The sequence below is a fragment of the Streptomyces sp. NPDC006259 genome, from assembly GCF_042870975.1.
GTDB lineage: Bacteria > Actinomycetota > Actinomycetes > Streptomycetales > Streptomycetaceae > Streptomyces.
The window spans coordinates 26,062-41,176 of record NZ_JBIAHY010000008.1 but is presented as its reverse complement, the minus strand read 5'-3'; the positions used below and the strand labels follow the sequence as shown (position 1 = coordinate 41,176).

At 71.3% G+C, this 15,115-nt stretch carries 11 protein-coding genes and 1 tRNA gene; 8 read left to right on the top strand and 4 right to left on the bottom strand.

The window, feature by feature from the left end; genetic code table 11:
* Nucleotides 1-153: 153 nt before the first annotated feature.
* Complete coding sequence (locus ACFYO5_RS29925; RefSeq protein ID WP_388714618.1) at nucleotides 154-1,710, bottom strand: potassium/proton antiporter; 1,557 nt, start codon at nucleotides 1,708-1,710, stop codon at nucleotides 154-156.
* Nucleotides 1,711-1,927: 217 nt separating this feature from the next.
* Here ACFYO5_RS29925 and ACFYO5_RS29920 point away from each other — a divergent pair, with 217 nt between their 5' ends.
* Nucleotides 1,928-4,777 carry a penicillin acylase family protein gene (locus ACFYO5_RS29920; protein ID WP_388714615.1) on the top strand — a complete coding sequence of 950 codons (2,850 nt, stop codon included), beginning with the start codon at nucleotides 1,928-1,930 and terminating at the stop codon, nucleotides 4,775-4,777.
* A gap of 98 nt (nucleotides 4,778-4,875) precedes the next feature.
* Here ACFYO5_RS29920 and ACFYO5_RS29915 read toward each other — a convergent pair whose 3' ends face one another.
* Nucleotides 4,876-5,493, bottom strand: coding sequence for a 5-formyltetrahydrofolate cyclo-ligase (locus tag ACFYO5_RS29915; RefSeq protein WP_388714612.1), 618 nt, complete (start codon nucleotides 5,491-5,493; stop codon nucleotides 4,876-4,878).
* A gap of 92 nt (nucleotides 5,494-5,585) precedes the next feature.
* On the opposite strand from ACFYO5_RS29915, the gene galU reads away from it, so the two are divergent.
* The 7 genes from galU (at nucleotide 5,586) to ACFYO5_RS29880 (ending at nucleotide 11,540) form a co-directional block, all read left to right on the top strand.
* Nucleotides 5,586-6,497, top strand: a complete 912-nt coding sequence (gene galU, locus ACFYO5_RS29910; RefSeq protein WP_356565261.1) for a UTP--glucose-1-phosphate uridylyltransferase GalU — start codon at nucleotides 5,586-5,588, stop codon at nucleotides 6,495-6,497.
* Nucleotides 6,494-7,816, top strand: a complete 1,323-nt coding sequence (glp, locus tag ACFYO5_RS29905) for a gephyrin-like molybdotransferase Glp (RefSeq protein ID WP_388714608.1) — start codon at nucleotides 6,494-6,496, stop codon at nucleotides 7,814-7,816. Before galU ends, glp begins: the two co-directional genes overlap by 4 nt.
* 109 nt (nucleotides 7,817-7,925) lie before the next feature.
* Nucleotides 7,926-8,438: a cyclic pyranopterin monophosphate synthase MoaC gene (gene moaC, locus ACFYO5_RS29900; RefSeq protein ID WP_252555533.1), complete on the top strand. Its 513-nt coding sequence runs from the start codon at nucleotides 7,926-7,928 to the stop codon at nucleotides 8,436-8,438.
* Entirely contained in the window at nucleotides 8,435-8,953 is a 519-nt protein-coding gene (locus tag ACFYO5_RS29895; RefSeq protein ID WP_388714605.1) for a molybdenum cofactor biosynthesis protein B, read from the top strand. The genes moaC and ACFYO5_RS29895 overlap by 4 nt, the downstream gene beginning before the upstream one ends.
* Nucleotides 8,950-9,618: a GNAT family protein gene (locus ACFYO5_RS29890; protein WP_356565325.1), complete on the top strand. Its 669-nt coding sequence runs from the start codon at nucleotides 8,950-8,952 to the stop codon at nucleotides 9,616-9,618. The genes ACFYO5_RS29895 and ACFYO5_RS29890 overlap by 4 nt, the downstream gene beginning before the upstream one ends.
* A gap of 170 nt (nucleotides 9,619-9,788) precedes the next feature.
* Nucleotides 9,789-11,255 (top strand): gephyrin-like molybdotransferase receptor GlpR, encoded by a 1,467-nt coding sequence (gene glpR, locus ACFYO5_RS29885; protein WP_388714602.1) that lies wholly within the window; start codon nucleotides 9,789-9,791, stop codon nucleotides 11,253-11,255.
* A gap of 211 nt (nucleotides 11,256-11,466) precedes the next feature.
* Nucleotides 11,467-11,540 (top strand) — tRNA-Ala (locus ACFYO5_RS29880).
* Between the two features lie 109 nt (nucleotides 11,541-11,649).
* On the opposite strand, the gene sbnB is transcribed toward ACFYO5_RS29880, so the two are convergent.
* Together sbnB and ACFYO5_RS29870 are read right to left on the bottom strand one after the other, a co-directional pair.
* Entirely contained in the window at nucleotides 11,650-12,681 is a 1,032-nt protein-coding gene (sbnB, locus tag ACFYO5_RS29875; RefSeq protein WP_356565269.1) for a 2,3-diaminopropionate biosynthesis protein SbnB, read from the bottom strand.
* Between the two features lie 29 nt (nucleotides 12,682-12,710).
* Complete coding sequence (locus tag ACFYO5_RS29870) at nucleotides 12,711-14,933, bottom strand: MMPL family transporter (RefSeq protein WP_356565271.1); 2,223 nt, start codon at nucleotides 14,931-14,933, stop codon at nucleotides 12,711-12,713.
* Between the last annotated feature and the right edge of the window lie 182 nt (nucleotides 14,934-15,115).

Here is a 15,115-nt window from a genome sequence, read left to right as displayed (position 1 = left end):
AGGGATCACCGCCCGCGGTGCCTGTGAAAGTGAGCACCACGAACGGGACCGCCTCCGAATGAAGGAGGTGTGAACGGTACGAAACCTGCGCTTAACGCTCGCGGGTGCCGGGCCGGGTGCCGGGTGCCGACCCGGTCGAGCGGGGGCGCGCGCTCACCGTGCGTCCGCGCCGTCCGTCCCCAGCCAGTCGGCCAGCTTGCCGCCGTGGCCCACGGCGCGCAGCCGTCGCTCGGCCGCGTCCCGGACCGGGTCGGTGGCGACGACCAGCAGCTCGTCGCCGCGCCGCAGGACGGTCGTGGGCAGCGGCACGAAGGAGGTGCCGCCGCGCACGACGAGGGTGACGGCGGCCCCGGCGGGCAGCCGCAGCTCGTTGACCTCGACGCCGTGCATCTTGGAGCCCTCCGGGATCGCCACCGACAGCAGGTGCCCGCGCAGCCGCTCCAGTGGCGCGGACTCGATGCCCAGGTCGTCGGCCTCGGGGTCCTTGCCGAGCCGCAGCGTGCGGGCCAGCCAGGGCAGCGTCGGACCCTGGATCAGGGTGTAGACGACGACCAGGACGAAGACGATGTTGAAGATCCGGCGACTGCCCTCGATGCCGCTCACCATGGGGATGGTCGCCAGGATGATGGGGACCGCGCCGCGCAGGCCCGCCCAGGACATGAGCGTCTGCTCCTGCCAGGGCACGCGGAACGGCGTCAGGCAGAGCACCACGCTGAGCGGGCGCGCCACCATGGTCAGCACCAGACCGATGACGAGCGCCGGCACCACGTCGTCGCCCAGCTCGTGCGGGGTCACCAGCAGGCCGAGCAGGACGAACATGCCGATCTGGGCGATCCAGCCGAGCCCGTCGGCGAAGCCGCGGGTGGCGGGCCAGTGCGGGAGTTTCGCGTTGCCCATGACCATGGACGCGAGGTACACGCCGAGGAAGCCGCTGCCGTGTGCCAGCGCGCCCGCCGCGTACGCCGTGACCGCGATCGCCATGACGGCGATCGGGTAGAGGCCGGAGGCGGGCAGGGCCACGTGGCGCAGGCCCCAGGAGCCCAGCCAGCCGACCGCGAGGCCGATGGCGGCGCCGATGACCAGCTCCAGCGCTATCTCGCCCAGCAGCGCGTACCAGTGCTCGACGGGTCCGGCGGTGGAGAAGGCGACGACCAGGATGACGACAGGCGCGTCGTTGAAGCCGGACTCGGCCTCCAGGGTGCCCGTCACGCGCGAGGGGAGCGGGATCCTGCGCAGCACGGAGAAGACCGCCGCCGCGTCCGTGGAGGACACCACCGCGCCGATGATGAGCGCCTGCCGCCATTCCAGCCCGACGAGGTGGTGGGCCGCCGCGGCGGTGACGCCGACGCTCACCGCGACCCCGGCCAGCGCCAGCACGGAGGAGGCGGGCAGGGCCGGCCTGATCTCCTTCCACTTCGTGCCGAGGCCGCCCTCGGCCAGGATCACGACCAGGGCCGCGTACCCGATGACCTGGGTCATCTCGGCGTTGTCGAAGTGGATGTTGCCGATGCCGTCCTGGCCCATGAGGACGCCGATGCCCAGGTACACGAGCAGGCTGGGGAGTCCGCTGCGCGAGGAGATCCGGACCGCTGCGACGGCGACGAGCAGGACGAGCGAGCAGACGAACAGGAGCTGGTTGAGGTGGTGGACAGTCAGCGGCGGTTCCCTTCGCTGGCCCGCGCGTCTCGCGCGCGGGGCGCACATGTACATCGGACACGAAGCTGCGGCGCCCCGGACCCCATTACTTCGTTACCTTACCTAACTCTTGACGATTTCTTGACGCTCGACGGTGGAAGATCGAACATCCTTACGCGCTGGTTGCCGACTCCGCGTCAAGTGGCGCGGACCCCTGCGCCTATGGTTGCTCCAGCGCTCATTCATAGTCATAGCCCGACCTGCCGCTCGCGTTAGGACAGCAAGGACAGCGATGCCCCCCAACACCACCGCCACAACGGGCGACAAGCCCGCCGAGTCCGGCAGGAAGAAGGGGCGCAAAGCCCGGCTCTTCGTGCTCGTCCTGGTGCTGGCCCTCATCGGAGGCATCGCGTACGGCGGCTACTGGTCGATCAGTACCGTCCGCGCCTCCTTCCCGCAGACCAAGGGTTCGATCACCCTGGACGGCCTTTCCGGGCCGGTGGACGTGAAGCGGGACGGGTACGGCATCCCCCAGATCTACGCCTCCTCCGACGAGGACCTGTTCATGGCGCAGGGCTTCGTGCAGGCGCAGGACCGGTTCTACGAGATGGACGTGCGCCGTCACATGACCTCCGGGCGCCTGTCGGAGATGTTCGGCAAGAGCCAGGTCGACAACGACGAGTTCCTGCGCACCCTCGGCTGGGACCGGATCGCCCGGGCTGAGTACGACAAGAAACTGTCGGACTCCACGAAGAAGTACCTCGACGCGTACGCCAAGGGGGTCAACGCCTACCTCCAGGGCAAGGACGGCGAGGACATCTCGCTGGAGTACGCGGCGCTCGGGTTCACCAACGACTACAAGCCCGCCGCGTGGACGCCCGTCGACTCGGTCTCCTGGCTGAAGGCGATGGCCTGGGACCTGCGCGGCAACATGCAGGACGAGATCGACCGCGCCCTGCTGACCAGCCGCCTCGGCCCGCAGCAGATCGCCGACCTGTACCCGCAGTACCCGTACGACCGCAACAAGCCGATCGTCCAGGAGGGCCAGTACGACGAGCTGACCGAGACGTTCGAGCAGAGCGGTTCCGGCAGCTCCGGTGGCTCCGGGGACTCAGCGGACGGCACTTCGGACGGCACTTCGGACGGTTCCGCGGACGGCACCTCGGACGGTTCCTCCCTGGACGGCGCGACCGGAGGGTCCGGCACCTCCTCCGACACGGCCGACACGTCCGGCTCGGCCCTGGAGGGCCAGCTCGCGGGCCTCTACGACGTCCTGGACGACCTGCCCACGGCCGTCGGCGTGAACGGCAACGGCATCGGCTCCAACTCCTGGGTCGTCGGCGGTGAGCACACCATCACGGGTAAGCCGCTGCTGGCCAACGACCCGCACCTGTCGGCCTCCCTGCCGTCCGTCTGGTACCAGATGGGCCTGCACTGCCGCAAAGTCTCCGACAAGTGCCAGTACGACGTCTCGGGCTACACCTTCGCGGGCATGCCCGGCGTGGTCATCGGCCACAACGCGGACATCTCCTGGGGCATGACCAACTCCGGCGTCGACGTCACCGACCTCTACCTGGAGAAACTCTCCGGCGACGGCTACCTCTACGACGGCAAGGTCAAGCCCTTCGTCACGCGCGAGGAGACCATCGAGGTCGCGGGCGGCACGGCGAAGAAGATCGTGGTCCGGCAGACCGAGGACGGGATGCCGCTGCTGTCCGACCGGGACGACGAACTGGTCAAGGTCGGCAGGAAGGCCACCGTCGACGACGACGCCCCCGACCGCGGGAACGGCTACGCGGTCGCCCTGAAGTGGACCGCGCTGGAGCCCGGCACCTCCATGGACGCCGTGTTCGCCATGAACAGGGCGGCCGACTGGGACGCCTTCCGCAAGGCGGCCGAGAAGTTCGACGTGCCCTCGCAGAACCTGGTCTACGCCGACACCAGGAACCACATCGGCTACCAGCTGCCCGGGAAGATCCCCACGCGCGCGAAGGGCCTCGACGGCAGGGTCCCCACCCTGGGCTGGGAGTCGAGGAACAAGTGGAAGGGCTATCTGAAGTTCGACCAGCTGCCCTACGAGTACGACCCGGAGCGCGGCTACATCGTCACCGCCAACCAGGCCGTGGTCGACCCGGACAAGTACCCGTACACGCTCACCGCGGACTGGGGCTACGGCACCCGCAGCCAGCGGATCACCGACCTGATCAAGCAGAAGATCAAGGGCGGCGGCAAGGTCTCCACCGACGACATGCGCCAGATGCAGCTGGACAACAGCAGCCAGATCGCCAACAAGCTGGTGCCCACGCTGCTGAAGATCAACCTGGACGACGCGGACGTCCGTGAGGCGCAGGAACTGCTTCAGGGCTGGGACCGCACCCAGGACGCCGACTCCGCCGCGGCCGCCTACTTCAACGCGGTGTGGCGCAACATCCTCAAGCTGGCCTTCGGCCACAAGCTGCCCAAGGAACTGCGGGTCGAGGGCCAGTGCCTGTGGGTCGACCCGGTCGACACCACCGGTCCGGTCGACGACAAGGACAAGGTCCGCGAGTGCGGCCAGCGCGACGGCGACCAGGCGCAGCCGGACGGCGGCGACCGCTGGTTCGAGGTCGTGAGCACCCTCATGGAGAAGCAGGACAGCGACTGGTGGACGACGCCCGAGGTGGGCACCCGCCCCGGCGCCGAGAAGAACCGCGACAAGCTGTTCGCGCGGGCCATGATCGACGCCCGCTGGGAGCTGACCGCCAAGCTCGGCAAGGACATCGACACCTGGAGCTGGGGCCGGCTGCACCGCCTGTTCCTGAAGAACCAGACCCTGGGCACCAGCGGTCCCGGCATCCTGCGGACCATCCTCAACCGCGGCCCCTGGAAGCTCGGCGGCGGCGAGGCGGCGGTCGACGCGACCGGCTGGAACGCCGCGGGCGGTTACGACGTCGTCTGGGTGCCGTCGATGCGGATGGTGGTCAACCTGGACGACCTCGACAAGTCGAAGTGGATCAACCTCACCGGTGCCTCCGGGCACGCCTTCAGCGCCCACTACACCGATCAGACGGACAAGTGGGCCAAGGGCGAACTGCTCGACTGGTCGTTCAAGAAGAAGGCGGTCGACGACAGCACGAGCGACACCCTGGTGCTGAAGCCGTGAACGGCTGAGACGCCGAACAGCCGAGAGGGCCCCGCACGCGCGCGTGCGGGGCCCTCCGTCGTGTCACCGGCCTTGTCGTGAGCCGTGCCGTCGTGCCGTCAGCCGGTGAAGCGCCGCACGCCCGACGGCGTCACCACGGCGTGCACCGGCCGGTCGTGCGGCTCCTCCGGGACATGCCCGACGACCTCGCTGTCGTACAGCAGCACCACCAGCGCGGGATCCGCGCCCGCGCGTTCCAGCCGCGCCAGCACGCGGTCGTACGATCCGCCGCCGCGGCCGAGGCGCATGCCGCGCGCGTCGACGGCGAGGCCGGGCAGCAGCACCACGTCGGCCTCCGTCACCGCGTCGGGCCCCAGCCGCGCGCCCGCAGGCTCGAAGAGGGTCATTCTCCCGCCGTGTTGGACCCGTGCGAGGGATCCCTCGCCGCCGTACGCGCCCCAGTCGAGGTCGTTGTCGGGCAGCAGCGCGGGGAGCAGGACGCGCGCGCCCCGCGCGAGCAGCGCGTCCAGCAGCGCGAGGGTTCCCGGTTCGCTGCCCACGGAGACGTACGCCGCGACGGTCCGGGCGCGCCCCAACTCGGGAAGTTGCAGGGCGCGCTCGGCGAGCGAGGTGGCGGCTTCCCGCAGGTCATCCGTCGTCAACCTGTTCCTCACCGTGAGGAACTCTCGCCGCAACACCCGTTTGTGAGACTCTGCTCCGCCTTCGGTGTGGCTCATGTGTGGCTCCCGCATGCTTTCCATACGCTCATATGATCATTAATTGACCGGAGCCACAGATCCCTCACAAAGCCACCGGATAAGGTTCCGACATGACTCAGTCGCACCCCAGGATCAGCAAGGCTGTCATCCCCGCAGCCGGCCTCGGCACCCGGTTCCTGCCGGCGACCAAGGCCACTCCCAAGGAGATGCTGCCGGTCGTGGACAAGCCCGCGATCCAGTACGTGGTCGAGGAGGCCGTCTCCGCCGGCCTCGACGACGTCCTCATGATCACCGGACGCAACAAGCGCCCGCTGGAGGACCACTTCGACCGCAACTACGAACTGGAGTCGGCACTTCAGAAGAAGGGCGACGCCGCCCGCCTCGCCAAGGTCCAGCAGTCCAGCGACCTGGCGACCATGCACTACGTGCGCCAGGGCGACCCCAAGGGCCTCGGACACGCGGTGCTGTGCGCGGCCCCGCACGTCGGGCAGGAGCCCTTCGCCGTTCTCCTGGGCGACGACCTGATCGACCCCCGTGACCCGCTGCTCCAGCAGATGATCGAGGTGCGCGAGCGGCACGGCGGCAGCGTCGTCGCCCTCATGGAGGTCGCCCCCGAACAGATCCACCTCTACGGCTGCGCCGCCGTGGAGGGCACCACGGACGGCGACGTGGTCAAGGTGACCGGCCTGGTCGAGAAGCCGGACCCGGCGGACGCCCCGTCGAACTACGCGATCATCGGGCGCTACGTCCTGGACCCCGGCGTCTTCGACATACTGCGCCGGACCGAGCCCGGACGCGGCGGCGAGATCCAGCTCACCGACGCCCTCCAGCAGCTGGCGCAGGACGAGAAGGCCGGCGGTCCGGTGCACGGCGTGGTCTTCAAGGGCCGCCGCTATGACACAGGCGACCGCGGCGACTATCTGCGTGCCATTGTCAGACTCGCGTGCGAACGTGAGGATCTGGGACCGGACTTCCGGTCCTGGCTCCGCAGTTACGTCACCGAGGAGATGCACCAGCCTTGAGCACCGCCGCGCCCCGCACCAACGGCCAGGACCGTCTCTGGTCGGTGGACGAGCACCTGGAGGACATCCTCGCCGCCGTCCGCCCCCTGGAACCCATCGAGCTGCAACTGCCCGATGCCCAGGGCTGCGTCCTGGTCGAGGACGTCATGGTGCCGGTCTCGCTGCCGCCCTTCGACAACAGCTCCATGGACGGGTACGCGGTGCGGGTCGCGGACGTCGCGGGCGCCTGCGAGGAGTACCCGGCCGCCCTGGAGGTCGTCGGGGACGTCGCCGCCGGCCAGGCCGACCTCCTGCACGTGGGGCCGGGACAGGCCGCCCGGATCATGACCGGGGCCCCGCTGCCGCCCGGCGCCGAGGCCGTCGTCCCGGTGGAGTGGACCGACGGGGGCCTCGGCGAGGGCCCCGTCGACGGGATGCGCGCCCGCGCCCTCGCCCCCGAACAGGCCTCGGGGCAGGTCCGCGTGTACCGCGCGGCGCAGGCGCGGGCGCACGTCCGCGCCAAGGGCAGCGACGTCAGGGCCGGCGACCGCGCCCTGGAGGCCGGCACCGTCCTCGGCCCGCCGCAGATCGCCCTGCTCGCCGCCATCGGACGCGGCACCGCGCGGGTACGCCCACGCCCGCGCGTGGTGGTCCTCTCCACGGGCAGCGAACTCGTCCAGCCCGGCGAGGAACTGCGCAGCGGCCAGATCTACGACTCCAACAGCTTCGCCCTCACCGCCGCCGCCCGTGACGCCGGAGCCATCGCCTACCGGGTGGGCGCGGTCGCCGACGACGCCGAGACCCTCCGGTCCACGATCGAGGACCAGCTGGTCCGCGCCGACCTCGTGGTCACCACGGGCGGCGTGAGCGTCGGGGCGTACGACGTCGTCAAGGAGGCGCTGTCGCACGTCGGCGACGAGGACGAGGCGGGCGGCGGCATCGACTTCCGCAAGCTCGCCATGCAGCCCGGCAAGCCCCAGGGCTTCGGCTCCATCGGCCCCGACCACACCCCGCTGCTGGCCCTGCCCGGCAACCCGGTGTCGTCGTACGTCTCCTTCGAGCTGTTCGTGCGGCCCGCGATCCGCGCCCTCATGGGACTCCCGGACGTCCACCGGCCCACGACGCGCGCGACACTCGTCGCGGACCAGGCGCTGACCTCGCCGAAGGGGCGCAGGCAGTTCCTGCGGGCGAGTCGCGCCGGGGACACCGTGCGCCCGGTCGGCGGCGCCGGCTCGCACCTGGTCGCGGCCCTCGCGCACGCCGACTCGCTGATCGTCGTACCCGAGGACGTGGAGTCCGTCGAGCCGGGGACCGAGGTCGAGGTCGTGCTGCTCGGCTGAGCGCACCCGCGGGTGCCGGGTCCGTGGGCCGGTCCTGGTCCGCTGCGGACCCGCGCATGGGGGTACCGTGTCGCGCACAACACGCCCGGACCGGGAGCGCGACACCACCATGACTGTGCCTTCCCGGGGGAAGACCCCCGGACCCCCTGTGCAGGACCGACTGACGCACATCGACGAGGCGGGCGCCGCCCGCATGGTCGACGTGTCCGGCAAGGACGTCACGGCGCGGACGGCGCGGGCCAGCGGGCGCGTCCTCGTCTCGCCCCGCGTGGTCGAGCTGCTGCGCGGCGAGGGGGTGCCCAAGGGGGACGCCCTGGCCACCGCCAGGATCGCCGGCATCATGGGGGCCAAGCGCACGCCCGACCTCATCCCGCTGTGTCACCCTCTGGCCGTCTCCGGTGTGAAACTGGATCTGTCGGTCGCGGACGACGCCGTGGAGATCACCGCCACGGTCAGGACGACGGATCGCACGGGCGTCGAGATGGAGGCCCTCACCGCGGTCTCCGTCGCCGCGCTGACCGTGATCGACATGGTGAAGGCGGTCGACAAGGGAGCGGTCATCACGGACGTGCGGGTCGAGGAGAAGACAGGCGGCAAGTCGGGCGACTGGAGCCGGCCGTGAGCCCCGCGCCGCCGTACCGCGCGCTGGTCGTGACCGCCTCCAACCGCGCCTCCGCCGGGGTCTACGAGGACCGGGGCGGTCCGCTGATCGCCGAGGCCCTCACCCGCCTGGGATTCGCCGTCGACGGGCCTCGGGTCGTGCCCGACGGGGACCCGGTGGAGGCCGCGCTGCGCGCCGCCGTGACGGCCGGGTACGACGTGGTCGTCACCACCGGCGGCACCGGCATCTCGCCCACCGACCGCACGCCCGAGGCGACCCGCGCGGTGATCGACCACGAGGTGCCCGGCATCGCGGAGGCCATCAGGGCGTACGGCCGCGACAAGGTGCCGGCCGCGGCGCTGTCGCGGGGCCTGGCCGGAGTGGCGCACCGCACATTGATCATCAACCTGCCGGGCTCCACCGGCGGGGTCAGGGACGGGCTCGCCGTCCTGGAGCCCCTGCTGACCCACGCCGTGGACCAGCTCCGCGGCGGTGACCACACCGGCCCCGGCGCCAGTCCTGGGGGTGCGAGCTGAACAGCCCGTCCTGGCCCGTCGAACTGACGGAGGGCGACATCGTCCTGCGGCCGATAAAGCTGCGCGACCAGCGGGCCTGGCGCGAGGTCAACCGGCGCAACCGGGACTGGCTGCGCCCCTGGGAGGCGACCATTCCGCCGCCCGCGCCCGCCGGACCGATCACGCACCGGCCGACCTACCGGCAGATGGTCCGCCACCTGCGCTCCGAGGCGAACGCGGGACGGATGCTGCCGTTCGTCATCGAGTACCAGGGGCGGCTGGTCGGGCAGTTGACGGTCGCCGGGATCACCTGGGGGTCCATGTGCTCGGGGCACGTCGGCTACTGGGTGGACGAGTCGGTGGCCGGGCGCGGCGTGATGCCCACGGCCGTCGCGATGGTCGTGGACCACTGTTTCCGTACGGTCGGGCTGCACCGCGTCGAGGTCTGCATTCGGCCCGAGAACGGGCCCAGCCGCCGGGTCGTGGAGAAACTCGGATTCCGTGAGGAGGGGCTGCGGCCGCGTTATCTCCACATCGACGGGGCCTGGCGCGACCATCTCGTGTTCGCCCTCACGGCCGAGGAGGTGCCGGAGGGCCTGCTGAGCCGCTGGCGACGCAACCGCCCCCGGAGTTCGCCCCGTGACCCGCAGAGCAGCCGCGGGAATCACGCGAGCCCCGGGAATTGAATAAGTGTTCGAAAATGGCGGGCGATGACCGTCTGAGGCAGGGAATTCACCGCCGGGGCGGCCTGCTGATCGGATCGGTCACAAAAAAAGCTCGAAATATCAGCCAGATCGTGCGACACACCGGCTCAATTGGCGGATGGCCTCACACAAACCCCTCTACCGTGTGAGACGTGAGCAGCAGCGGCCTGATCTACGCAGTCATCGTCGGGGCCTGGGCCGCCTACTTGGTGCCGATGTGGCTCCGTAGGCAGGACGAACTGAACGAGGCCCGTCCGACGGAACGCTTCAGCACCGCCATCCGGCTCCTGTCCGGACGAGCGGGCATGGAGCGCCGGTACGCCAAGGACCGGGCGCGCTTCGCCGAGGAGGGGGAGCAGCCCGACGCCGACGCGCCGGACCACGCCACCGACTCGGTGGACGTCCGGGCCTTCGCCATGCCTCCGGCCCGTCCGCAGGTCAAGGGGCAGGTCCCGGAACACGAGCACGCCCGCCCGGAGCCGGCCCGCGAACAGCCCCGCCCGGAGCCGACCCGCGAGCAGGTCGCCGCGCGGGCGGCCCGCGAACAGGCCCTCGCGGCGGCGGCCCGCGAACAGGCCGCCGCCGAGGCGGCCCACCTGGCCCAGGAAGCCCGTGCGGCCCGTGAGGCATTCGCGGCCCACGAGGCGCACGAGGCGCACGAGGCCCGCGAGCAGGCGGCCAGGGCGGCCCGTGAGCAGGCGGTCAGGTCCGCGCACGAATCCGGCACCGCGCCGGCGCACCAGCGCGTGCCCGAAACGCGGCGCGCGCCCTCCGCGCCGGCGGTCTCCGCCGCCGCGGCCGCGCAGGCGCAGGCGGCCGCCGCGCGCGCCCGGCGCTCGAAGGTGCTCGCGCGCCGCAGGCGCACCACCGTCGTCCTCTTCCTCGCCTTCACCCTGGGCGCGATCGTCGCGGCCGTCGGCGGACTGGCGTTCCTCTGGGCGCCCGGCGTGCCCGCCGTCCTGCTCAGCGGCTACATCGCCTACCTGCGCTCCCAGGAGCACCGCCGTTTCGCCTACCAGATGGACCGCAGGCAGGCCGAGGCCGCGGCCCAGCGGCTGCGCGAGCGGCAGCCCCGCCGGCGGGCGTCCGCCTCGGCCGCGCACACCCCCGACGACCCCGGTCTCGACGCCGGCGCAGAGGAGCCGGCCGCGGGCCCCGAGGTCGAGACCGACCCGGGCCTGGTGGCGCTCGCCGCGGACCGCAGGGCGCTCGTCGAGCAGACCGACCACGCCGAGTGGGTCGACCAGCAGCGCGAACGGCAGCGGCGGCCGGGCCACGGCGACAGCTGGGACCCGGTGCCGGTGCCGCTGCCCACGTACGTGACCGCGCCGGTCGCGCCGCGGGCCACCTCCGACGTGGACCTCGGGGCGCCGGACACCTGGAGTTCGGCCCGGTCCAGCTCGGTCGCGCCCGAGCACGAGGCGGCCGACGAGGCAGCCGGCCGGGACGGCGCCGACGGCGCGGAGGACGTACCGGACGGGGACGCGGGACGGGCGGAGGGCGGCGAGCGCAGCGACGCGCGGCGCGCCGCGTCGGCCCGGCGCTCGCGCGAGCGGGGCCGCACGCCCCTGTTCGACCAGTACGAGGACGGCGAGCGGCCGCGGGCGGCCAACGAGTGAGCGCGAACGCGCGCCGAAGAGTGAGCGCCGGAGAGCCGGCGCCAACGAGTGAGCGCCGGAGAGCCGGCGCCGAAGCGTGGGAGCGGCTGAGAAGTGAGAGCCGACGAGTGATCGACCGTCCGCGGGGGACGCCGTATTCGCGGTGGTCGGGGGCCCGGGGAACGGATTTCCAAGCACCCCGACGGGGATGCTAGAGTTTCACTCGTTGCAAGGGCCTGTGGCGCAGTCCGGTAGCGCACCTCGTTCGCATCGAGGGGGTCTGGGGTTCAAATCCCCACAGGTCCACGCATCATAGGGGCCCGTTCCTGATTTCAGGGACGGGCCCCTTGCCATGTGCCGGTGTGCCACGGAGCCCCCGCCGGTGAGGTCGGCGGGGGCTCCGTGGGGTGCCGGGTCAGCCGTGCTGGGGCGGGCGCGTCGGCCAGCGGGTCGTCTCGCCGAAGAAGCCGTCGATGGCGATGGCCTCGCCGGCCGCCCGGGCCTCCCGGTAGATGTGCAGGCCCACCGCGAGGTCGAGGACGCCGAGGCCGAACGGGGAGAAGATGACCGGCTTGTCGGTGCCGGTGCTCACCTGGCCGCGGATGTGCTGGGCGAGGGTGCCGGTGATGAAGTCGCGGTGCCCGTACTTCTGTTCCGCGAGGTGCGGCGAGGTGTTCGCCTTCAGGCAGTGGTCGATGTCGTCGACGATGTTGTAGGCGTCGTTGACCAGCTCCGGGCCGATGTCCCTGAGGGAGATGTTCAGGACCACCTGGCCGGGGGCGAACGCCCCGGCGTCCAGCACGTACGGCTCCGCCGCCGTCGTCGCGAAGACCACGATGTCGGCCTTGAGCAGGGCGACTTCGAGGCTCGCGGTGGTCGACGTGCGGTAGCCGAGGTGGTCGTCCGCGTGGGCGGCGAGGGCCTCGGCGTACTCGGGGATCTTGTCGTGGACCGTGACGCCGCCGAACTCCCAGCCCTGCGCCGCGAAGAACTCCAGGATGTTGCGGGCGATGATGCCGCCGCCGATCACCGACAGATGGCCGGCGGTGCGGGAGCCGGAGAGCTGCTCGGCGGCCAGGACCGCGGAGGCGGCCGTACGGGCGGCGCTGATCTGGGAGGCCTCCAGCAGGGCGAACGGGTAGCCGGTGGCGTAGTCGTTCAGCAGGAGGGCGGCGCTGGCGCGCGGGATGCCGTCGGCGATGTTCTGCGGGAACGAGCCGATCCACTTGATGCCGGCCACGTCGTGCTCACCGCCCAGGTAGGCGGGGAGCGCGATGATGCGGGCGTCCGGCTTGTCGGGGAAGCGCAGGAAGTAGCTGTCGGGGTTGACCGAGTCGCCGTCGTCGTGGGCCAGGTAGGTGGAGCGCACCTCGCGCACGATCTCGGGACGGGAGCGGGCGATGACCTCACGGGCCGTGGTGCCGCCGACCACGCTGAACTCGAACACGGGGGTGCCTTCCGTCGCACGGGTGGGGGTCATCGGCCTGCTGCCGCGCGTTCCGGGGCCGTGGGGGCCGAGGTGGGGCCGTCGAAGGTGGCCGGGCGGGACTTGCGCAGGAACTTCGGGGCCGCCCAGTTGGCGTCGCCGAGCAGGAGCATCACCGAGGGCAGCAGGACGGCGCGGACCAGGGTGGCGTCCAGCAGGACGGCGACCGCGAGGCCGACGCCGAGCTGCTTGAAGTCCTGCATCTCCAGCGTTCCGAAGACCGCGAAGACGGCGACCATGATCAGACCGGCGCTGGTGACGACGCCCGCGGTGGTGCGGATGCCGTGCGCGATGGCGTCACGGTTGCTGGCGCCGCGGTCGTAGGCCTCGCGGATCCGGGAGACCACGAACACGTGGTAGTCCATCGACAGGCCGAACAGCACCACGAAGACGAACAGCGGCATCCAGGACTCGACCGCGCCGATGCCCTCCGTGCCCACCACGGACGCGCCCCAGCCGTGCTGGAAGACGGCCGTCATCACGCCGTACGCGGCGCCGACCGAGAGCAGGTTCAGCAGGATCGAGGTGAGGGCGATGACGGGGGAGCGGAAGGAGAACAGCATCAGCAGGAAGGTCACGCCGAGGACGAAGGCGAAGACCGGGACGATGCTCTTCTTCAGCTGGTCGTTGTAGTCGACGGAGAAGGCGAGGTCGCCGCGGACCAGGGCGGTGCTGCCGGCGACCTTGCCGACGGTGTCCGGGACGAGGGTCTCGCGCAGGGTGGTGAGCGCCTTCTTGGAGGTGGCGTCGGAGCCGTTTCCGGCCAGCGGGACGCTCAGCTCGGCGATGTTCTCCTTCGCGTGGACGGTGACGTCGATGGACTTGCCGGTCTGGCCGGAGGCCACGGCCTTCGCCTGGAAGTCGGCGATGGCCCGCTTCATCTCCGCCGAGTCGATGTCGTCGGACTTGACGATGACACTGGCGGGCGCCGGCGAACCGGGGAAGTCCTTCTCGATCTGCTGGGAGACGACCACGGTCGGGTTGGTCTCGGGCAGCAGCTTGTCGGTGCCGAGCTTCTCCGTCTTCATGCCGAGCGCGGGCGCGGCCAGGGCGAGCAGGAAGGCGGCGGCGAGCAGGGCGAAGACGGCGGGGCGGGCGAGGACGCCGCGCAGCAGGACGCTGTCGCGCCGCGGGACGCCGGTGGCGGCGCGGCGGGCACGGCGGCGGCCCAGGAACGGGATGCGGCCGGCGCCGATCCTGTCGCCGAGCATGGCCATCAGGGCGGGCAGGACGGTCATGGAGCCGAGGACGGCGATGACGACGACCTCGATGGTGGCGATGGCGAACCCCTCGAAGACGGTCAGCCCGGACAGGAACATGCCGGCCATGGCGACACAGACCGTGATGCCGGAGATCAGCACGGAGTGGCCGGAGGTGGCCGCGGCGATCTGGAGCGCCGTGGCGTTGTCGCGGCCCGCCTCGCGCTCCTCGCGCTGGCGGCGCAGGTAGAAGAGGCAGTAGTCGACGCCGACGGCCAGACCCATCAGGAACATCATGGAGTTGGTCATGCCGTCGACCGGCACCACGTGGCTGGTCAGGGCGAGCAGGCCGATCGCGCCGACGCAGGCGGTCACGGCGAGCGCGATCGGCAGCAGGGCGGCGACCAGCGCGCCGAACACGGCGAGCAGGATGCCCAGCGAGACCGGCAGCGCGGTGTACTCGGCGCGCACGAAGTCCTCGCCGAGGCTGTCGTTGATGGCCTTCAGGCCGGTGGCGGCGCCGTACTGACCGAGGGTCACGTCCTGGTGGGCGGCGTCCGTCTTCTCGACGGCGTCGATGACCGGCTGGACGCGGTCGGCGGCGGTGTCCGGGTCGCCCTTGACGTCGTACGTGATGAGGGCGGCGTGCTTGTCGCCGGAGACCAGCTTGGTGGCGTCGGGGGTGCGGACGCGGGTGACCAGGCCGGTGGCCTCCAAGGCGTCGGTGGTGTCGGCGACGGCCTTGGCGAACCGGGGGCTGTCGGCGGTGAGTTCGTCGCTGCGGACGTAGATCAGCTCGCCGGCGGGTTCGGTCAGTCCGGCGTCCTGGAGGATGCGCTCGGCGCGGCCCGAGTCGCCGGTTCCGTAGTCGGCCTCGGTGAGGTTGACCTGGCCCGCCGAGCTGCCCAGCGTCATCACCAGAACGACCAGGACGAGCCAGCCGAACACCGCGGTCTTCCGGTGTTCGGCACTCCACCTGCCGAGTGCGGCTGCGAGGTTCCGTTTGGCTGCCATTTCGCTTCTTCTCTCCTGCGGCATGGGGGGTGCGGGGTTCCAGGAAAGAGCTTGGCGCGGGCTCGCGGGCATTCGTAGGTCTCGCGGAGGCAGCATGCTGCGGCTGCAGAGTGCTGCCATGTCATACCGGACATAGCGGGCACCTGGCCGGTATTTATCCTGCTACCTTCACGCCTCGGAAA